Raw genomic sequence first — 18,740 nt, 5'->3', positions numbered from 1 at the left:
GTCGGTCGGGCAGGGGACTTCCCGTCGGCTCGTCAGCAAGGGTGTCGTGTGACCATTCGGGTGATCATCGTGGACGACCAGGCCATGGTGCGTGCGGGGTTCGCCGCGCTCCTCGCCGCCCAGGCCGACATCGACGTGGTCGGGGAGGCCCCGGACGGGCGGCAGGGCGTCGAGGTGGCGCGGGCCGTCCACCCCGACGTGGTGCTGATGGACGTGCGGATGCCGGAGCTGGACGGGCTCGCGGCGGCGCGGGAGATCCTGCACCCGCCGGCCGGGGTGGTGCACCGGCCCAAGGTGCTGATGCTGACCACCTTCGACGTCGACGACTACGTGTACGAGGCGCTGCGGGCCGGGGCGTCCGGGTTCCTGCTCAAGGACGCGCCGCCGGCCGACCTGATCGCCGCCGTACGGATCGTGGCGGCCGGCGACGCGCTGCTCGCCCCGTCCGTGACCCGGCGGCTCATCGCCGACTTCGCCGCGACCCGCCCCGCCGCCCGCAAGGACGTGACGGCGCTGCGGCTCAACGGTCTGACACCGCGTGAGACCGAGGTGCTCGAACTGATCGCCCGGGGGCTCTCCAACCAGGAGATCGCGGAGCGGCTCGTGCTCGCCGAGCAGACCGTGAAGACCCACATCGGGCGGGTGCTCGCCAAGCTCGACCTGCGGGACCGCGCCCAGGCGGTGGTCTTCGCCTACGAGTCGGGCCTGGTGACCCCCGGGGGCTAGCCCCACCTCCCGCCGGGGGCGGTCACCTCGTCCACCCCCTACCCGGGTATGGCACGGGAGTTGGCTCCCCGGTGTGACGTGCCGTCACCCACCCCCTTCCTACCTTCCTCTCGCCGACAGGCCGACGACGAGAGAGGGAGGACGGCATGGGCCGCATCACGAGGAGCCTGGTGACCGCCGTCATGGTGACGGCGGTCGTGGCGGGGACGGCGGGCTGGGCGTCCGGGACCGCGCAGGAGCCGGTCACCGGGCCGCCGCCGGGCACCGCCGAGTGGCGGGCGGCGGGCCTGCCGGACCCGGAGCGGACGGACCCGGCCGGGATCGCCCGCTTCTTCGCCGGACTCGCCCCCGAGGAGCGGCAGGAGCTCGTACGGGCCCACCCGACCGTGGTCGGAAACCTGGACGGGACGCCGCTGGAGCTGCGCTACGAGGCCAACTCCCGTATCGCACCCGGCCGTTTCCCCGGGGCGCGGGTCCTCGCGCACGACTCCCGGGGCCGGGGCCAGACGGTCCTGGTCTACGGGGACCTGGCGACGGCCGAGCGGGTGGCGGTCCTCGTGCCGGGCTCGGACGTCGACGCCGGGCGGATGGACTCCCTCACCCGGAAGGCCACCGCCCTGCGCGAAGCCACCGGCGGAGGGACCGCCGTCGTCGCCTGGGCCGGCTACACCACCCCGCTCGGCGTCGGACTCGACGCCGCCGCGGGCGACCTGGCGGAGGCGGGCGCCGAGCGCCTCACCCGCTTCGCGGAGGGGCTGCGGGCCGCCGGGGTGCGCCCCGAGCCGTCCCTGTTCTGCCACAGCTACGGCTCCGTGGTCTGCGGGCTCGCCGCGCACGGCCTGAAGGCCAAGGACCTGGTGGTGTTCGGCTCCCCCGGCATGCGGGCGGAGAACGCGGCGGCGCTGCGGACCACGGCGCGGGTGTGGGCGGCGAAGGACCCGACGGACTGGATCGACCGGGTGCCGTACGTGTCGGTGGGCGGGTACGGGCACGGCACCGACCCCACGGCGCCCGAGTTCGGAGCGCGGGCCGTGCCGGCGGGCGACGCGGCCGGCCACGACGGCTACTTCGCGCCCGGCACCTCGTCGCTGCGCGCCTTCGCCGCGATCGCCGAGGGGGACGTCCGATGAAGACGCCCGCTCCCGCGCAGACCCTCGCTCCGGTGGAGACGCCCACGCCCGTGAGAGCACCCGCTCCGGCGACGACGGCCGCCCCCGCGACGGCACCCGCTCCGGCGACGACGCCCGCTCCCTCGAAGGCCCTCGCTCCGGCGACGACGCCCACGCCCGTGAAAGCACCCGCTCCGGTGAAGACGGCCGCTCCCGCGACGGCACCCGCTCCGGTGAAAGCGCCCGCTCCCTCACAGGCCCTCGCTCCGGTCAGGGCGCTCGTGCGGAGGATCGAGGCCGGTACTCCGGGCCATCGCGACCGGGCCGTGGACGGGCTCCGCGCCCTGGCGCTGCTCGCCGTGCCCACCGGGCACTGGCTGCTCGGCGGGTTCACGCTCTCCGCCGACGGCGCGATCCACAACGCCTCGCCGCTCGCCGCCTTCGGCGCGCTCGCCCCGGCGAGCTGGATCCTCCAGATGCTGGGGATCTTCTTCCTGGTCGGCGGGTACGCCTCCGCCCTCTCCTTCCGCCGCCGGACCGGCACCACCCGCGCCTGGCTCGGCGGGCGGCTCGCCCGGCTCGGCCGGCCGGTGCTCGGGGTGACGGCGGTGTGGGCGGCGCTGCTTCCGCTGCTGCACCACGGGTTCGGGATGCCGGTGGACACCCTGCGGACGGCGTCCACGCTGGTGGTCCAGCCGCTGTGGTTCGTCGGGGTGTACACGGTGGTGACGGCGCTGACCCCGCTGTGCGTGCGGGCCGCGCGCCGGTTCGGGGTGTGGGCGGCGGCCCCGCTGCTCGGCTCGGTCGCCGTCGTGGACTTCCTGCGGTACGGCCCGTACGCGGACGCCGTGCCGTCCTGGCTGAGCCTGCTGAACATCCTGCCGGGGTGGCTCTTCGCGTACCAGCTCGGCACCGCCTGGGGCGAGGGGCGGGTGAACCGCCGGCACGCCTGGGGGCTGCTGCTCGGCGGGGCGGCGCTCTTCGCCGTCCTCCTGCTCGTCTTCGGCTACCCGTCGTCGATGGTCGGCGTGCCCGGCGAGGCCCGCACCAACTCGCACCCGCCGTCGCTGCTCGTCCTGGCGCTCGCCGCGCTCCAGAGCGGGGCCGCGATCCTGCTGCGGGACCGGCTCGGCCGGTGGCTGCGGCGGCCCGCGCTGTGGGCGCCGGTCGTCGTGATCAACCTGTCGGCGATGACGATCCTGTGCTGGCACCAGACCGCGATGCTCGCGGCGGCGGTCCCCGCCTCGTACCTGGGCGAGGTGCCCGGTCTCGTCGGGGCGCCGGACTCCGTCGGCTGGATCCTGGCCCGGCTGGCCTGGATGCCGGTCTTCGCCGGACTGCTTGTGCTGATCGGCCGGTACGCGCGCGGCTTCGAGTCGCCGTGGGCGCGCACCGGCCCGGCCCGCCGCGCCCTCGCGGGCGTGCTCGCGGCGGGGTTCGCGGTCTTCGCGCTGGGGCTGGCCTAGACGCGCCGCTCAGACCTCCCGGCTCACCGAGGTGAAGCTCATGTCCGGGTAGCGGTCGCCGGCGACCAGGCCCGCGAGGGGCTCCAGTGCGGCGAGTTCGGCGGCGGTGAGGGTGATGCGGGTGGCGGCGGCGTTCTCCTCCAGGCGGGACCGCTTGCGGGTGCCGGGGATGGGGACGACCGTCAGGCCGTGGACGGCGGCGCGCTGCTGGACCCAGGCGAGGGCGATCTGCGCGGGGGTCGCCCCGTGGGCGGCGGCGATCTTCCGGACCGGGTCGAGGAGGGCCGCGTTCCGCTCGGCGTTCTCGCCGGTGAAGCGGGGCTGGTGGCGGCGGAAGTCGCTGTCCGAGAGGTCCTTGCCGGCGTCCGCGAAGGCGCCGGTGAGGAAGCCCCGGCCGAGCGGCGAGTACGGGACGAAGGTGACGCCGAGCTCCGCGGCGGCGGCCACGGCGGAGCGCTCGACGTCCCGGGAGAAGAGCGACCACTCCGACTGGAGGGCGGTGATCGGGTGGATGGCGTACGCCTCCCGCAGCTCGGGCCCGGTGACCTCGCTCAGACCGAGGTGGCGGACCTTGCCCTCGGCGACCAGCTCGGCCATCGCGCCGACGGACTCGGCGAGCGGCACGGCCGGGTCGCGGCGGTGCATGTAGTAGAGGTCGATGGTGTCGGTGCCGAGGCGGCGCAGACTGCCCTCGACGGCCTGCCGGATGTAGGCGCGGTCGTTGCGGACACCCCGGTGCGAGGGCCGCTCCGGGTCGCGTTCGATGGCGAACTTGGTGGCGAGGACGATCTCGTCGCGGTGGGCGGCGACGAAGGGGGCGAGGAACTCCTCGTTGGCCCCGCTGCCGTAGATGTCGGCGGTGTCGATCAGGGTGACGCCGGCCTCCAGGGCCGCGTCGAGGGTGTCGCGGGCGGCGGCCTCGTCGGTGGCGCCGTAGAACTCGCTGATGCCCATGGCGCCGAAGCCCTGGACGCCGGTCTCCGGCCCGTCCTGACCGGGTCCGAGCCGTACGGTGTCGATCTTCCCGGTCCTGTCGGTCTTCCCGGTCCTGTCAGTCGTCTCGGTCGTCTCGGTCGTCTCGGTCATGAGGGGGTACCTCCGCAGATGGTTCCGTAGTGGTCGATCTTGAGGTCGAGCACGGCGAGCGTGGACCGGAGCTCGTCGATCCGGGTCAGCACGTCCCGCCGGGTGGCCTCCAGGAGGGCCCGGCGCTCCCCGTGGGTGTGCTCTCCCTCCCGGACCAGCTCGGCGTAGCGGACCATGTCCGCGACGGGCATCCCGGTCAGCCGGAGCTTGCCGACGAAGTCCAGCCAGGTCAGGTCCCGCTCGGTGAAGCGGCGCTGCCCGGTGTGCGAACGGTCGACGTGCGGCATGAGGCCGATCCGCTCGTACCAGCGCAGGGTGTGCGCGGTGAGTCCGGTCAGGGCGGCGACCTCGCTGATCGTGTAGCGGTCCTTGCGGGCGGCCGACGGCCGGGGGGTGCTCTCGGTCACGCTCATTCCCCCACGCTAAAAGGTTGGAGTGCACTCCAAGCAAGTAGGCTCGGCCCCATGGAGAGCAGCAGCCTGCCCAGCCTGGCGGCGATAGAGAACTGGCCCGTCCCCACCGCGGCGGCGGCCGTGGTCCGCGCGGACGGCACGGTGGCCGGGAGCCACGGCCCGACCGGGCAGCGCTTCCCGCTCGCCTCGGTGACCAAGCCGCTGGCGGCTTACGCGGTCCTCGTCGCGTACGAGGAGGGGGCGATCGACCTCGACGAGCCGGCCGGGCCCGAGGGCGCGACCGTGCGGCACCTGCTCGCCCACACCTCCGGGCTCGCGTTCGACGAGAACCGTGTCCAGGCCGCGCCGGGCACCCGCCGGATCTACTCCAACACCGGCTTCGAGGTCCTGGGCGATCTGGTCGCCAAGGCCACCGACATCCCCTTCGCCGACTACCTCCACCAGGCGGTCCTGGAGCCGCTGGGCATGGCGAGCACCTCGCTCGACGGCTCCCCCGCCAAGGACGCGGTGTCGACCGTGGACGACCTGGTGCGGTTCGCGGCCGAGGTGCAGGCGCCCCGGCTGCTCGACGCCCGCACGGTCCTGGACGCGATGACCGTCACGTACCCCGGGCTCACCGGCATCCTGCCCGGCTACGGGCACCAGCGGCCCAACGACTGGGGGCTCGGCTTCGAGATCCGGAGCGCCAAGTCGCCGCACTGGACCGGCACCACCTCCTCGCCGCGCACCTTCGGCCACTTCGGCCAGGCCGGCACCTTCCTGTGGATCGACCCGGACGTGCGGGCCGCCTGTGTGGCGCTCACCGACCGGGCCTTCGGGCCGTGGGCGATCGAGGCGTGGACGCCGTTCACGGACGCGGTCCTCGCCGACCTGCGGCGCTGACCCACGACGTCCACTGCCGCCTCAGCGGGCCGCGGCCTCGCAGGTGGTGGCCGGGAGGACACCGTCCGGGCCCTCGACGGTCACCGGGAGCGTGCCGGAGCGGTCCACGGCGTGGGCGGCCGTGCACACCAGCTGGACGACCGCGCCCCGCGACAGCTCGCGCGCCGCGAACGGGGTGCGGAGCCGGATCCCGCCCGCGAGTTCGGACTCGACGCGGATCAGCTCGCGGCTCTGGGGCAGCTCGGTCGTGATGCCCGCCTGGAACTCGGCGCCGCCGGGCCCGGCGAGCAGGGCGGCGAGCACCTTCATGGTGGCCGGGGCGGAGCCGTGCGGGGGGTCGTCGTCGGACTCGAAGCCGAGGCCGACCCCTTCGGAGGAGGCGGACGCGTCGTCCGCTCCCGGGCCGCCCTCCGAAGCGGTCCGCTCGGGGACGGGCACGAAGGTGATGTCGGTGTCCCGGGAGACCGGCATCGGCTCCCCGTGGGGGCCGAGGAAGTAGAGCAGCATCCGGCTCTCGGGGACCGGCTGGACGACGACGGTCGGCGCGCCGCCCGCCTCCACGACGTCGCTGCCCTGGATGCCGCAGCCGGCGGCGAGCGGCAGGGCGGCGAGCAGCGCCGCGAAGAGCGCCGTCCGGCGCCTCACAGCGGGATCCTCACCGTGAACACCGCGCCGCCCGCCGGGTCGTTGGCGGCCCCGACGGTGCCGCCGTGCAGCCGGACGTTCTCCTGGGTGATCGCCAGGCCGAGGCCGCTGCCGGCCGAGCGGGTGCGGGCCGGGTCGGCCTTGAAGAAGCGCTCGAAGACGTGCGGCAGGACGTCCGGGTGGATGCCGGGGCCCCGGTCGGAGACCTCGACGACGAGTGTGGACCCGCCGTCGGCGGACACCCGGACGGTGACGGGCGCGCGGCCGTGCCGCAGCGCGTTCCCGACCAGGTTGGCGACGACGACGTCGAAGCGGCGGGGGTCGAGCCGGGCCCTGATGCCCTCGCCGAGGACCGCGCGGACCTGCTCGGGGTCCGTCCAGTGCCGGCTGCTCAGGGTCTCGCGGACGCAGTCGGCGACGTCGACCTCGTCGGTGTGGAGTTCGGCGGCGCGGGCGTCGAAGCGGGAGATCTCCATCAGGTCCTCGACGAGCACGGCGAGCTTGACGGTCTCGGCGCTGATCAGCCGGACCGCGCGGGCCGTGTCGCTGTCGAGGGTGCCGGCGTCCTCGTCGAGGACCTCGGTGACGGCGAGCATCCCGGCGAGCGGGGTGCGCAGTTCGTGCGAGACGTCGGAGGCGAAGCGGCGGGCGCGGGCCTCGGCACGGCGCAGTTCGGTGACGGAGCGCTCCAGTTCGGCGGCGGACTCGTTGAAGGTGCGCGCCAGGTCGGCGAGTTCGTCGCTGCCCTTGGCGTGGATGCGGGTGTCGAGCCGGCCGCGGCCCATGCTGGCGGCGGCGTGGCGGAGTTCGCGGACCGGGCGCAGGACGCCGCGGGCGGCGATCAGGGCCGGGATCAGGGCGATGGCGAGGGCGGGCAGGGCGCCGTCGCGGGCGGCGGTGACGAGCGCCTCGATGTTGGCCTCGTCCTCGCGCAGTTCCATCACGGCGTACAGGACGAGGCCGGTGGGCCGCGGGTCGCCGCCGACCTGGGTGAGGAAGACGGCGGGGACGGCGATCGTCAGATACGGGGTGCCGTTCGTGACCACGCGCTGGAAGCCGGTGTGCGGGGTCCCCTCGCGCGCGTGGGCGCGGGCCCGCAGCTCCGGGGTGAGGACGGAGGAGGTGGGGCGGTCGGTGGAGGAGACGCGGAGGGTGCCGTACTCGGCGTAGACCCGCCAGGGGCGCGGCTTGCCCTGCCGGGCGATGTGGAGGAGCCGGTCGCGGAGCGAGCCCTCGTCGAGGGGGAGGGTGATGTTGAGGTCCTCGACCTGCTGGCGGAAGGCGGAGACGGCGGTGTTCTGCGTCTGCTCCAGGATGGCGCTGCGGGCGGCCCGGTAGGTGAGCGCGGCGGTGGTGCCGCAGCCGACGGCCGCGACGAGCAGGAACGCGAAGACGAGCCGCGTCCGCAGCCCGAACGGCCGGGGCCGGCGCCCCCGCGCCCTGACCCGCCGCCGGGCTTGCCCGGGCGCCTCCTCCCGGCGGGCCTCGGTCTCGCGGACGGAGGTCTCACGGACGGAGCTCTCGCGGACGGAGCTCTCGCGGACAGCGGTCTCCCGGGCGGTGCCGTACGCGGGCCCGGCGGCGGGTTCGTACGCCATCGGCCCGGCGGCGGGTGCGTACGCCGTCGGTCCGTGTTCGTGCCCCGTGCCCGGCTCCTCGCCGGGTATGCAGGTCTTCACAGGGGTCCGAAGCGGTAGCCGAAGCCACGCAGGGTCTGGATGTAGCGGGGCTCGCCGGGGGTGTCCTCGATCTTGGCGCGGAGGCGGCGCACGCAGGCGTCCACCAGGCGGGCGTCGCCGTGGTAGTTGTGCTCCCAGACGTGCTCCAGGAGCTGCTGGCGGCTGAAGACCTGCTCGGGAGCGGCCGTCAGGTGGAGCAGGAGCTTCAGCTCGGAGGGGGCGAGGGCGAGGCGCTCGCCGTTCTTGGCGACGGTGAGACCGGCCCGGTCGACGGCGAGGGCGCCGTGGTGCTCGACGGCGGGGCGGCCGCCGCCGACGTCCTCGATGCGGCGCAGCACGGCCCGGATGCGGGCCTCGATGACCTCGGTGCGGGCCGGCTTGACGATGTAGTCGTCGGCGCCCGCCTCCAGGCCGATGACGACGTCGAAGTCGTCGCCGCGGGCGGTCAGCATGATGATCGGGAGCTGGCTGTCCTCGCGGACCCGGCGGCAGACCTGGACGCCGTTCATGCCGGGCAGCATCAGGTCGAGCAGCAGCAGGTCGGGGCGGAACTCGCCGAGGGCGGCGAGCCCGGCCTCCCCGGTGGCGGCGGTGCGCACCTCGTGCCCGCGGCGCCGGAGCCCGAGCTCGACGCCTTCGCGGACCGAGGGGTCGTCTTCGATGAGGAGCACGCGAGGCATTCGTGGAGTATCCCAGGGTCGTGGAGGCCCCCCGCGGGAGGGGAGCCCCGGTGGTCAGGACCGGCGGGTGAGCCGGCCGGCGGCGGTCTTGAGCAGGGCGGAGACCTCGGTGAGGCGCAGCGGCCCGGCGAGCAGGACGAAGGAGCCGAGGACGGCGGCCGCGCCCGCGAGACCGGAGACGACGGCGCCGGCGAAGGCGGTTCCGTCGGCGGCGAAGAGGCCGTAGCCGGTGGCGGGGACGGCGGCGAGCAGCAGCCGGCCGAGGCCGGTGCCGCCGTCGTCGGCCGCGGGCAGGCGGCGCCGGAGGACGTACGCGGTGAGGCCCCAGCCCGCCCAGAGGGCGAGCGAGTAGCCGGCGGCCATGCCGGTGACCATCCAGCGGGAGGGCAGCCAGTGGTACGCGGCGAGGGAGAGCAGCGCGTTGAGTCCGGCGATCACCAGGTTGAGCAGGAAGGGGGTGCGGGTGTCGCGGAGGGCGTAGAAGGCGCGGGTGCACACGTACTGCCCGGAGAGGGCGATGAGGCCGGGGGCGAGGGCGGTGAGCGTCCAGGCCATGGCGCGGACGTCGGCGGCGTCGGTCGCCCCGTACCCGAAGACGACCGACATCAGCGGGCCCGCGAGGGCGAAGAGGGCGCAGGCGGCGGGGACGACGGCGGCGGCCGTGGTGCGCTGCGCGTAGCCGACGTCGCGGCGGACGGCGGCGAGGTCGCCGTCGGCGGCGGCGCCGCTCATCCGGGGCATGAGGGCGGTGACGAGGGAGACGGTGACGATGCCGTGCGGGACGGCCCACAGCAGATAGGCGTTGTTGTACGCGGCGAGGCCGGAGCCTCCGGTGGCCATGTCCGTGCCCGCGGAGGTGGCGACCCAGGTGGTGACCCAGTACGCGGCCTGGTTGGTGAGGACGAGGAGGACGAGCCAGCCGGCGGCGCGCAGCGGGGCGGTGAGGCCGCTGCCGCGCCAGTCGAAGCGGGGCCGGAACCGGAAGCGGGCGGCGCGCAGCGAGGGCAGCAGGGCGAGGGCCTGGACGGCGATGCCGGCGGTGGTGCCCCAGCCGAGGAGCGCGGTCTCCCCGGCGGTCAGTTCGCCGCCGTCGCTGACCGCGAGGAAGAGGCCGAAGACGGCGACGACCACGACGTTGTTGAGGACCGGGGTCCACATCATGGCGCCGAAGCGGCCGCGGGCGTTGAGGACCTGGCCGAGGAGGGTGAAGAGGCCGAGGAAGAGGATCTGCGGGAGGCACGCGCGCATGAAGGCGATCGTCAGGTCCCGCTGGCCGCCGTCGTAGTCGGTGTAGCCGTCGACGAGCGCGGGCGCGGCGAGGACGGCGCCGGCGGTGAGGACGGCGAGGGCGAGGCCGCAGAGGGTGAGGAGCCGGTCGGTGTAGGCGGCGCCGCCGTCCTCGTGCTCCTTGGCGGCCTTGACCAGCTCGGGCACGAAGACGGCGTTGAGGGCGCCGCCGAGGAGCAGCGTGTAGACGATGGTGGGGACGGAGTTGCCCACCGCGTAGCCGTCGGCGACCGCGCCCGCGCCGAGCGCGGCGGCGACGGCGGCGGCGCGGACGAAGCCGGTGGCGCGGGAGACGAGCGAGCCGGCCGCCATGAGGGCGCCGCTGCGCAGCGCGGACGCGGGCTTGCGCCGGGACGGCGCGGGCGGGGCGAGGGTGGTGCCGGCGCTCATCGGCGGTTCAGATAGGCCTGGAAGGCGCGGTACAGCGCCTGGTTGGTCGTGCCGTGCATCGGTGTCTCCCACTCCCCCAGCGTCTCGACGACCTGTCCGCCCGTGCCGAGCTTCCAGCGGAGCAGCCCGTGTGCGCGGTCGTCCGGATCGAGGGTGGAGGGTACCCCGCGGAGGTCGTAGACGTCGGCTCCGAGGGCGTGGGCGTCGAGCAGCATCCGCCACTGGAGGGCGTTGGAGGGGCGGACTTCGCGGCGGTGGTCGGCGGAGGCGCCGGTCTGGTACCAGACCCGCTTCCCGACGGTGACCATGGTGTGGGCGGCGAGGATCTCGCCCTCGTGGCGGGCGAGGTAGAGCTTCATCCGGCCGGCGTGCTCGGCGTTGAGGACGGCGTACTGGCGCTCGTAGTAGGCGAGGGAGCGGCCGAGGCGGAAGCCGTCGCGCTCCTCCGTGATGCGCAGCAGCCGGTGGAACTCCGGCAGGTCGGCGGCGGAGCCGACGGTGATCTCGACGCCGGACTTGCGGGCCTTGCGGACGTTGCGCCGCCACTCCTGGTTGAGGCCGGACCACAGGTCGTCGGGGGTGCGGCCGGTGAGCGGGACCTGGAAGACGTGGCGGGGCTGGGCGTCCGCGCCGTCCTCGGAGTCGCCGCCGCAGCGCTTCCAGCCGCGGGCGCGGAGCCGTTCGGCGACGGCGGTGCCGAGCGGGTCGACCTCGTCGGCGAGGACGTCGCCGAGGCGGCGGCCGGGACCGGTGGCGGCCTTGACGGTGGCGGCGGTCCAGCGGCGGTGGGCGGGGCCGGGCCCGATGCGCACGGCGAAGGCGCCGGAGGCCTTCAGATGGGCGAGGAGCGGGTCGAGCCAGCGGTCGAGGTCCGGGTCGGCCCAGTCGGCGACCGGCCCCTCGGGAAGGTAGGCGAAGTGCTTGCGGGTGCCGGGGAAGGTCCGGAGCAGGACGAGGGCGACACCGGTGAGCTCACCCGACTCAGGTCCCCAGCCTATGAGTTGGTGACTCCAGCCCTCCTTGACCTCGGCCCAGGCGGGGAGTTGGAGGAAACTGGGGCCGTCCGCGCCGGTGGAGCGGGCCGCGAGGAAGGCGCGGTACGCCTCCGGGGAGACGGGGCCGAGCCGGAGCGGTCCGGCGGGCGACGGCGCGGCGGCGGGGCGGCGCTTCACGGGTGCGGGCGTCACGAGCAGCGCTGACACAACGGGAGCCTCCTTGGTTCGGCCGCCCCTCGGTGGCGCGGCGCACAGCAGGCTCACAGCCGGATGAGACGGGTCCGCGCGGCGTGTGTGACGGGACGATGACCGTTTCCCATCAGCGCCCGTCACATGGGCCTCCGGCGGGGCGGAGGGGCTCCCGGGCGGCCTAGAGTCCGGGCATCCCACTCTTTTCTCTCCTCTTCCGGAGGTGCTCCGTGCCGCCGATACGCACGTCCCGGCCCGCCCTGGCCGCCGTCGCCCTCGCCGTCTCCCTCACCGCCTGTACGGCCCAGGCGGCGAGCGGCCCCGGCCCCTCCGCCGCCCCGCCGGACGGCGCCGCGCGGGACGGGGCGCCCGCGAAGGTGACCGTGGCCAAGCCGGAGGCCGGGAAGCAGGTGACCGTGACGGCGGCCGGCGGGACGATCGCGTCGGTGACGGTCACGGACGCGGACGGCGGGCGGCTCGCCGGGAAGTCCGCGGCGGGCGGGGCCCGCTGGACCTCGGACCGCAAGGCGGCGCCGGGGGCCTCGTACACCGTCGAGGTCGTCTCGCGGGGCGCCGGCGGGAAGGAGACGACGACGAAGTCCACCTTCGCCACGGAGAAGGCCGATCGGGTCAACAAGCTGACGCTGGCGCCCGGGAAGAACACGACCGTCGGCATCGGGCAGCCGCTGTCGATCGTCTTCGACCGGCCCGTGCAGCGGAAGGCGGACGTGGAACGGCAGTTGAAGGTGACGACGTCCAACGGCACCGAGGGGTCGTGGGGCTGGGTCACCGACTACTCCGGGCGCGACCGGGTCGACTGGCGGCCCCGGGAGTACTGGAAGCCCGGCACGAAGGTCACGCTGGAGGCGGACCTGAACGGCACGGACTCCGGCGACGGCTGGTTCGTCCGCGACTACCGGACCGGCTTCACCGTCGGCGCGGCGCAGGTCGTGAAGGTGGACCTGGACACCAAGCGGCTCTCCCTGGTCAAGGACGGGCGGACGGTGCGGACCATCCCCGTCTCGGGCGGGACGCCGGGCGGCGACAAGCGGTCCTGGCGGGGGACGGCCGTGCTCATGGCCAAGGAGGGGACGATCCGGATGAACTCCGAGACGGTCGGCCTCGGCGACGCGTACGACAAGATGGTCGACTACTCGATGCGGCTGACGTGGTCGGGGATGTACGCGCACGCGGCGCCGTGGAACGCGGGGAACTTCGGGGTCGCGAACAAGAGCTCCGGGTGCATCGGGATGAGCACCGCCGACGCGAAGTCCTTCTACGCGAGCGTGAACGTCGGGGACCCGTTCGAGATCAAGGGCGCGGACACGAAGGGCGTCGTCGCCGAGGGCAACGGGTACGGGGCATGGAACCTGTCCTGGGCCGACTGGAAGGCGAAGAGCGCGCTGCGCTGAAGGGCCTCAGACGTCCGACGCCCAGACCAGTGCCTCCGCCTCGGAGGCCGCCCGGAGCGTCAGCCCCGCCGCCTCCGTGACGCGTGCCGCGTCGCCGGGCGCCAGGTGCTCGCCCGCCAGGGCGACCGCGCCCCGGAGCACGTGGACGTAGAGGGTCCCGGCCGCCGGGAGGCCGGTCTCCTCGCCCGCCGCGAGCCGGTGGACGTGGAGCGTCGCCCCCGCCGCCGGGACGGGGTACGGGCCCTCCAGGCCGCGGATCAGGTCGTACGAGGGTGAGCCGCCCGGCTCCCGGGGGGCCAGCCACATCTGGACGAAGGTCAGGGGGGTGGCGGCCGCGTTGCGCTCGACGTGGCGGACGCCGGCCGCCGCCGAGAGGTGCTGGAGGTCGCCGGGGCGGACGACGGTCTCGTGGCCGGTGGTGTCGCGGTGGGTGAGCTCGCCCTCGACCACCCAGGTCACGATCTCCGTGTGGGAGTGGGGGTGCTCGTCGAAGCCCGCGCCGGGGGCGAGGCGCTCCTCGTTGACGGCGAGGAGGGGGCCGAAGCGGAGGTTGTCGGGGTCGTAGTGCGCCCCGAAGGAGAAGGCGTGCCGGGTCTCGATGCCGGCCCCGGGGTCGCCGCCCGGGTAGCGGTCGGCCGCGCGCTGGATGCGGATCATCCCACGTACGGTAGCGGGGCCCGTCGTGGCGAAACCGCCCCGACCCCGCACGTCCGCGCCCGGATGAGGCAGTCTTGTCCCGTGTCTGAACCCACGAACGCCGCTCATCCGCACCCCGCGACCCTGAAGCGCCTCGAACAGTCCGCCGGGCGGCTCGCCGCGAACGCCATCGCCCGCATGGACGAGACGCTGCCGTGGTACCGGGCGATGCCGCCCGAGAACCGCTCGTGGATCGGACTGGTCGCGCAGGCCGGTATCGCCGCGTTCACCGAGTGGTTCCGGCACCCGGAGACCCCGCAGGCGATCTCCACCGACGTCTTCGGGACGGCGCCGCGCGAGCTGACCAGGGCGATCACGCTGCGGCAGACCGTGGAGATGGTCCGGACGACCATCGAGGTCATGGAGGTGGCGATCGAGGACGTCGCCGCGCCCGGCGACGAGTCGGTGCTGCGCGAGGCGCTGCTCGTGTACGCGCGGGAGATCGCCTTCGCGACCGCCCAGGTGTACGCGCAGGCGGCGGAGGCGCGGGGCGCCTGGGACGCGCGCCTGGAGTCGCTGGTGGTGAACGCGGTGCTGTCCGGCGAGGCCGACGAGGGCGCCGTGTCCCGGGCCGCCGCGCTCGGCTGGAACTCGCCGGAGCACGTGTGCGTGGTGCTCGGCACCGCCCCGGACGGCGACAGCGAGCTGACCGTGGAGGCGATCCGGCGGGCCGCCCGGCACGCCAAGCTGCAGGTCCTCACGGGGGTGCTCGGCAACCGGCTCGTGGTGATCGCGGGCGGCTCCGACAATCCGCTCGGCGTGGCGAAGGCGCTGCTCGGGCCGTACGCGCCGGGCCCCGTGGTGGCCGGGCCCGTGGTGCCCGACCTGCTGGCGGCGACCCGGTCCGCGCAGGCCGCCGCGGCCGGGCTCAAGGCGTGCACGGCGTGGCAGGACGCGCCGCGGCCGGTGCTCGCGGACGATCTCCTGCCGGAGCGCGCGATCGCCTCCGACCCTTCGGCGCGTGAACAGCTGGTGGAGGAGATCTACAGACCGCTGGAGGAAGCGGGCTCGGCGCTCCTCGAAACTCTGAGTGTCTACCTGGAGCAGGCCAGCAGTCTCGAAGGCGCGGCGAGGATGCTGTTCGTCCACCCGAACACCGTGCGCTACCGGCTCCGACGTGTGACCGACGTCACCGGCTGGTCACCCTCCGATGTCCGTTCCGCCTTCACCCTGCGGATCGCACTGATCCTCGGACGCTTGGCCGAGGCGGAGGGCCAGTCCTAGACTTTTGTCGAACACCGACAATTACCCCGACGGTTCTTCGTCCTAGTCCCCACGGGCGCCGGACACCGTCCGCAAGAGAGAGTGTGAGGGTGCTCGTACTCGTCGCTCCCGGCCAAGGCGCTCAGACGCCCGGCTTCCTGACTCCCTGGCTCGAACTCCCCGGTGCCGCCGACCGCCTCGCGGCCTGGTCGGACGCCATCGGGCTCGACCTCGTCCACTACGGCACGAAGGCGGACGCGGACGACATCCGTGACACCGCCGTGGCCCAGCCGCTGCTCGTCGCGGCCGGCCTGCTCTCCGCCGCCGCCCTCGGCGACGACCTGCGTCCCGGCGTGGTCGCCGGCCACAGCGTCGGCGAGTTCACGGCCGCCGCGCTCGCGGGCGTCCTCGACGACACCGCCGCGCTCCGTCTCGTACGCACCCGCGGTCTGGCGATGGCCGACGCGGCCGCGATCGCCCCGACCGGCATGTCGGCGCTGCTCGGCGGCGACCCCGAGGTGACCGTCCCGCACCTGGAGAAGCTGGGCCTGACCCCGGCCAACGTGAACGGCGCGGGCCAGATCGTGGCCGCCGGCACGCTGGAGCAGCTGGCCGCCCTGGCCGAGGACAAGCCCGAGGGCGTCCGCCGGGTCGTCCCGCTCAAGGTCGCCGGCGCGTTCCACACGCACCACATGGCCCCCGCGGTCGCCACCCTGGAGCAGGCCGCGAAGGAGCTGACCCCGGCCGACCCGAAGGTGACATACGTCTCCAACAAGGACGGTCAGGCCGTCGCCACCGGCACCGAGGTCCTCGCCCGGCTGGTCGGCCAGGTCGCCAACCCGGTCCGCTGGGACCTGTGCATGGAGACCTTCCAGGCCCTCGGTGCCACCGCGCTGATCGAGGCCTGCCCGGGCGGCACGCTCACCGGCATCGCCAAGCGCGCGCTGCCGGGGGTGGCCACCGTGGCCCTCAAGACGCCCGACGACCTGGACGCGGCCCGTACGCTCGTCGCCGAGCACACGGCCGTCTGACGAGGAGTGTCGAGAAGCATGTCGAAGATCAAGCCCAGCAAGGGCGCCCCGTACGCGCGGATCATGGGCGTCGGCGGCTTCCGCCCGGCCCGGGTCGTGCCCAACGAGGTGATCCTCGAGAAGATCGACTCGTCCGACGAGTGGATCCGCTCGCGCTCGGGCATCGCCACCCGCCACTGGGCCTCCCCCGAGGAGACCGTCACCGCGATGTCCGTGGAGGCGTCCGGCAAGGCGATCGCCGCGGCCGGGATCACCCCGGAGCAGATCGGTGCCGTCGTCGTCTCGACGGTCTCGCACTTCAAGCAGACCCCGGCCGTCGCCACCGAGATCGCCGACAAGATCGGTGCCGGGAAGCCGGCGGCGTTCGACATCTCCGCAGGCTGCGCGGGCTTCGGCTACGGCCTGACGCTCGCCAAGGGCATGATCGTCGAGGGCTCGGCAGAGCACGTACTTGTGATCGGCGTGGAGCGGCTGAGCGACCTGACGGACCTGGAGGACCGCGCGACGGCCTTCCTGTTCGGCGACGGCGCCGGCGCGGTCGTGGTCGGCCCCTCCGACGTGCCGCACATCGGCCCCACGGTCTGGGGTTCCGAGGGCGACAAGTCCGAGACGATCAAGCAGACGGTCCCGTGGAACGAGTTCCACATCGGCGACGTCACCAAGCTGCCGCTCAACGAGGCCGGCGAGATCAAGTTCCCCGCCATCACGCAGGAGGGCCAGGCGGTCTTCCGCTGGGCCGTCTTCGAGATGGCGAAGGTCGCCCAGCAGGCCCTGGACGCCGCCGGCATCACGGCTGACGACCTGGACGTCTTCATCCCGCACCAGGCCAACATGCGGATCATCGACTCGATGGTGAAGACCCTCAAGCTGCCGGAGCACGTCACGGTCGCCCGTGACATCGAGACCACCGGCAACACCTCCGCCGCCTCGATCCCGCTCGCGATGGAGCGGCTCCTGGCGACCGGACAGGCCAAGAGTGGCGACACCGCGCTCATCATCGGCTTCGGGGCGGGTCTCGTGTTCGCCGCGACGGTCGTTACTCTCCCCTAGGCGACCGGGACCTCCCGGAAGCCCCTCTCTTACCAAGTAATCGCAAGAAGGAGCGCCACTATGGCTCACACCCAGGAGCAGCTCGTCGAGGGCCTCGCCGAGATCGTGAACGAGATCGCCGGCATCCCGGTCGAGGACGTCCAGCTGGACAAGTCCTTCACCGACGACCTGGACGTCGACTCGCTGTCCATGGTCGAGGTCGTCGTCGCCGCCGAGGAGCGCTTCGACGTCAAGATCCCCGACGAGGACGTCAAGAACCTCAAGACCGTGGGCGACGCCGTCTCCTACATCCTCAAGCACCAGGCCTGATTCGGCCTTGGTGGACCAGGCCCCACGGGGCCCGGTCCCCGCTGACTCGGTCCGCCACCCGGCGGTGGCGCCGTCTTTCGACCATCACACACATGGAGAACGAATTCCTGTGAGCTCGACCAATCACACCGTGGTCGTCACCGGTATCGGCGCAACCACACCGCTGGGTGGCGACTCCGCGACGACCTGGGAAGGTCTCCTCGCCGGACGCTCCGGCGTCAGGCCCCTGGAGGGCGAGCGCTTCGCCGAACTTCCCGTCCAGATCGCCGCGTTCGCCGCGGTCGACCCGGGTGAGGTACTGCCCCGCCCGCTCGCCCGCAAGCTGGACCGCTCGGCGCAGTTCGCGCTGATCGCGGCGCGTGAGGCGTGGGCCGACGCGGGCTTCACCGCCCCCGCCGGCGAGGACGCCGCCATCGCCCCCGAGCGGCTCGGTTCCGTGATCGCCTCCGGCATCGGCGGTGTCACGACCCTGCTCGACCAGTACGACGTGCTCAAGGAGAAGGGCGTCCGCCGCGTCTCCCCGCACACCGTGCCCATGCTGATGCCGAACGGCCCCTCCGCGAACGTGGGCCTGGAGGTGAACGCCCGCGCCGGCGTCCACACCCCCGTCTCCGCCTGCGCGTCGGGCGCCGAGGCGATCGGCTACGCCATCGAGATGATCCGCAGCGGCCGTGCCGACGTGGTCGTCGCCGGTGGCACCGAGGCCGCGATCCACCCGCTGCCCATCGCCGCCTTCGCCAACATGATGGCGATGTCGAAGAACAACGACGAGCCGACGAAGGCCTCGCGTCCCTACGACACCGGCCGCGACGGCTTCGTGCTCGGCGAGGGCGCCGGCGTCGTGATCCTGGAGTCCGAGGCGCACGCCAAGGCCCGCGGCGCGAAGATCTACTGCGAGGCGATCGGCCAGGGCCTGTCGGCCGACAGCCACCACATCGCGCAGCCCGAGCCGACCGGCCGGGGCATCGCCTCCGCGCTCCAGCACCTCCTGGACACCACCGACCTGAAGCCGGCCGAGGTCGTGCACCTCAACGCGCACGCCACGTCGACGCCGCAGGGCGACGTCGCCGAGATCAAGGCGCTGCGGAAGGTCCTGGGCGACGACCTCGACCACGTGGCGGTCTCCGCCACCAAGTCGATGACCGGTCACCTCCTCGGCGGCGCCGGCGGCATCGAGACCGTCGCGACGGTCCTGGCGCTCCACCACCGCGTGGCCCCGCCGACCATCAACGTCGACGACCTGGACCCGGAGGTCGACGCCGACATCGTCCGCGACGAACCCCGCCCCCTCCCCCAGGGCTCGATCGCCGCGGTCAACAACTCCTTCGGCTTCGGCGGCCACAACGTGGTCCTGGCGTTCCGCACGGTCTGACCCGAGCCCCCGCGTGAGGCCCGCTCCCTGCTCGGGGGGCGGGCCTTCGCCTCCTCCCGCCGGACGGAGTCCGGCACAGCGCCCCGAAGCCCGCGAAGCGGTGCGAGGGGCGCACGGGGA

18 protein-coding genes are annotated in these 18,740 nt (G+C 74.0%); 10 read left to right on the top strand and 8 right to left on the bottom strand.

From position 1 onward, the window contains the following. Nucleotides 1–48 precede the first annotated feature (48 nt). From HHL19_RS02920 to HHL19_RS02910, 3 genes are all read left to right on the top strand, one after another. A complete protein-coding gene (locus HHL19_RS02920; RefSeq protein ID WP_169085178.1) occupies nt 49–726 on the top strand; it encodes a response regulator transcription factor in 678 nt (225 codons plus the stop codon). A gap of 146 nt (nt 727–872) precedes the next feature. Next, nucleotides 873–1,856 carry an alpha/beta hydrolase gene (locus tag HHL19_RS02915; RefSeq protein WP_169085176.1) on the top strand — a complete coding sequence of 328 codons (984 nt, stop codon included), beginning with the start codon at nt 873–875 and terminating at the stop codon, nt 1,854–1,856. Further along, nucleotides 1,853–3,301, top strand: a complete 1,449-nt coding sequence (locus tag HHL19_RS02910) for an acyltransferase (RefSeq protein WP_240981381.1) — start codon at nt 1,853–1,855, stop codon at nt 3,299–3,301. The genes HHL19_RS02915 and HHL19_RS02910 overlap by 4 nt, the downstream gene beginning before the upstream one ends. Before the next feature lie 9 nt (nt 3,302–3,310). Here the strand turns inward: HHL19_RS02910 and HHL19_RS02905 are convergent, their stop codons facing one another. After that, nucleotides 3,311–4,387: an aldo/keto reductase gene (locus HHL19_RS02905; RefSeq protein WP_169085174.1), complete on the bottom strand. Its 1,077-nt coding sequence runs from the start codon at nt 4,385–4,387 to the stop codon at nt 3,311–3,313. After that, nucleotides 4,384–4,800 (bottom strand): MerR family transcriptional regulator, encoded by a 417-nt coding sequence (locus tag HHL19_RS02900; RefSeq protein WP_169085172.1) that lies wholly within the window; start codon nt 4,798–4,800, stop codon nt 4,384–4,386. The genes HHL19_RS02905 and HHL19_RS02900 overlap by 4 nt, the downstream gene beginning before the upstream one ends. Before the next feature lie 51 nt (nt 4,801–4,851). Here HHL19_RS02900 and HHL19_RS02895 point away from each other — a divergent pair, with 51 nt between their 5' ends. Continuing rightward, the gene (locus HHL19_RS02895) at nt 4,852–5,682 is read left to right on the top strand and encodes a serine hydrolase domain-containing protein (RefSeq protein WP_169085170.1); all 831 of its coding nucleotides are present in this window, start codon (nt 4,852–4,854) and stop codon (nt 5,680–5,682) included. Nucleotides 5,683–5,703: 21 nt separating this feature from the next. Here the strand turns inward: HHL19_RS02895 and HHL19_RS02890 are convergent, their stop codons facing one another. From HHL19_RS02890 to HHL19_RS02870, 5 genes are read right to left on the bottom strand one after another with little or no spacing between them, the layout of a single operon-like run. Continuing rightward, the gene (locus HHL19_RS02890; protein ID WP_169085168.1) at nt 5,704–6,327 is read right to left on the bottom strand and encodes a hypothetical protein; all 624 of its coding nucleotides are present in this window, start codon (nt 6,325–6,327) and stop codon (nt 5,704–5,706) included. Beyond that, nucleotides 6,324–8,006 carry a HAMP domain-containing sensor histidine kinase gene (locus HHL19_RS02885; RefSeq protein WP_346768240.1) on the bottom strand — a complete coding sequence of 561 codons (1,683 nt, stop codon included), beginning with the start codon at nt 8,004–8,006 and terminating at the stop codon, nt 6,324–6,326. Before HHL19_RS02885 ends, HHL19_RS02890 begins: the two co-directional genes overlap by 4 nt. After that, on the bottom strand, nt 8,003–8,686 hold the full coding sequence (locus HHL19_RS02880) for a response regulator transcription factor (RefSeq protein WP_169085166.1): 684 nt from the start codon (nt 8,684–8,686) through the stop codon (nt 8,003–8,005). The genes HHL19_RS02885 and HHL19_RS02880 overlap by 4 nt, the downstream gene beginning before the upstream one ends. Nucleotides 8,687–8,740: 54 nt before the next feature. Then, entirely contained in the window at nt 8,741–10,363 is a 1,623-nt protein-coding gene (gene murJ / locus HHL19_RS02875; protein ID WP_169085164.1) for a murein biosynthesis integral membrane protein MurJ, read from the bottom strand. After that, the gene (locus tag HHL19_RS02870) at nt 10,360–11,535 is read right to left on the bottom strand and encodes a peptidoglycan bridge formation glycyltransferase FemA/FemB family protein (protein WP_169086245.1); all 1,176 of its coding nucleotides are present in this window, start codon (nt 11,533–11,535) and stop codon (nt 10,360–10,362) included. Before HHL19_RS02870 ends, murJ begins: the two co-directional genes overlap by 4 nt. Nucleotides 11,536–11,777: 242 nt before the next feature. Between HHL19_RS02870 and HHL19_RS02865 the strand changes: the two genes are divergently transcribed. Then, nucleotides 11,778–12,959 (top strand): Ig-like domain-containing protein, encoded by a 1,182-nt coding sequence (locus HHL19_RS02865; RefSeq protein WP_169085162.1) that lies wholly within the window; start codon nt 11,778–11,780, stop codon nt 12,957–12,959. Nucleotides 12,960–12,965: 6 nt separating this feature from the next. Here the strand turns inward: HHL19_RS02865 and HHL19_RS02860 are convergent, their stop codons facing one another. Next, nucleotides 12,966–13,616, bottom strand: coding sequence for a pirin family protein (locus HHL19_RS02860; RefSeq protein ID WP_169085160.1), 651 nt, complete (start codon nt 13,614–13,616; stop codon nt 12,966–12,968). Between the two features lie 81 nt (nt 13,617–13,697). On the opposite strand from HHL19_RS02860, the gene HHL19_RS02855 reads away from it, so the two are divergent. The 5 genes from HHL19_RS02855 (at nt 13,698) to HHL19_RS02835 (ending at nt 18,620) form a co-directional block, all read left to right on the top strand. Next, nucleotides 13,698–14,879: a helix-turn-helix domain-containing protein gene (locus HHL19_RS02855; RefSeq protein ID WP_346768239.1), complete on the top strand. Its 1,182-nt coding sequence runs from the start codon at nt 13,698–13,700 to the stop codon at nt 14,877–14,879. An 89-nt stretch (nt 14,880–14,968) separates the two neighbouring features. Next, nucleotides 14,969–15,889 (top strand): ACP S-malonyltransferase, encoded by a 921-nt coding sequence (locus HHL19_RS02850; RefSeq protein WP_169085156.1) that lies wholly within the window; start codon nt 14,969–14,971, stop codon nt 15,887–15,889. Nucleotides 15,890–15,907: 18 nt separating this feature from the next. Then, the gene (locus HHL19_RS02845) at nt 15,908–16,939 is read left to right on the top strand and encodes a ketoacyl-ACP synthase III (protein WP_169085154.1); all 1,032 of its coding nucleotides are present in this window, start codon (nt 15,908–15,910) and stop codon (nt 16,937–16,939) included. Nucleotides 16,940–16,999: 60 nt separating this feature from the next. Beyond that, on the top strand, nt 17,000–17,248 hold the full coding sequence (locus tag HHL19_RS02840; RefSeq protein WP_169085151.1) for an acyl carrier protein: 249 nt from the start codon (nt 17,000–17,002) through the stop codon (nt 17,246–17,248). Between the two features lie 109 nt (nt 17,249–17,357). After that, on the top strand, nt 17,358–18,620 hold the full coding sequence (locus HHL19_RS02835) for a beta-ketoacyl-[acyl-carrier-protein] synthase family protein (protein ID WP_169085149.1): 1,263 nt from the start codon (nt 17,358–17,360) through the stop codon (nt 18,618–18,620). The last annotated feature ends 120 nt before the right edge of the window (nt 18,621–18,740 follow it).

The sequence above is a fragment of the Streptomyces sp. R302 genome (assembly GCF_012927245.1).
Taxonomy (GTDB): domain Bacteria; phylum Actinomycetota; class Actinomycetes; order Streptomycetales; family Streptomycetaceae; genus Streptomyces.
Note: the sequence above shows the minus strand (reverse complement) of the source record. Positions and strands in the feature narration are given on the sequence as shown.

Excerpts from the sequence above, each read along its gene's own strand:
- HHL19_RS02915 (WP_169085176.1), top strand. The coding sequence starts at position 873 with ATGGGCCGCATCACGAGGAGCCTGGTGACCGCCGTCATGGTGACGGCG.
- HHL19_RS02910 (WP_240981381.1), top strand. The coding sequence starts at position 1,853 with ATGAAGACGCCCGCTCCCGCGCAGACCCTCGCTCCGGTGGAGACGCCC.
- HHL19_RS02905 (WP_169085174.1), bottom strand. The coding sequence starts at position 4,387 with ATGACCGAGACGACCGAGACGACCGAGACGACTGACAGGACCGGGAAG.
- HHL19_RS02900 (WP_169085172.1), bottom strand. The coding sequence starts at position 4,800 with ATGAGCGTGACCGAGAGCACCCCCCGGCCGTCGGCCGCCCGCAAGGAC.
- HHL19_RS02895 (WP_169085170.1), top strand. The coding sequence starts at position 4,852 with ATGGAGAGCAGCAGCCTGCCCAGCCTGGCGGCGATAGAGAACTGGCCC.
- HHL19_RS02880 (WP_169085166.1), bottom strand. The coding sequence starts at position 8,686 with ATGCCTCGCGTGCTCCTCATCGAAGACGACCCCTCGGTCCGCGAAGGC.
- murJ (WP_169085164.1), bottom strand. The coding sequence starts at position 10,363 with ATGAGCGCCGGCACCACCCTCGCCCCGCCCGCGCCGTCCCGGCGCAAG.
- HHL19_RS02860 (WP_169085160.1), bottom strand. The coding sequence starts at position 13,616 with ATGATCCGCATCCAGCGCGCGGCCGACCGCTACCCGGGCGGCGACCCC.
- HHL19_RS02845 (WP_169085154.1), top strand. The coding sequence starts at position 15,908 with ATGTCGAAGATCAAGCCCAGCAAGGGCGCCCCGTACGCGCGGATCATG.
- HHL19_RS02840 (WP_169085151.1), top strand. The coding sequence starts at position 17,000 with ATGGCTCACACCCAGGAGCAGCTCGTCGAGGGCCTCGCCGAGATCGTG.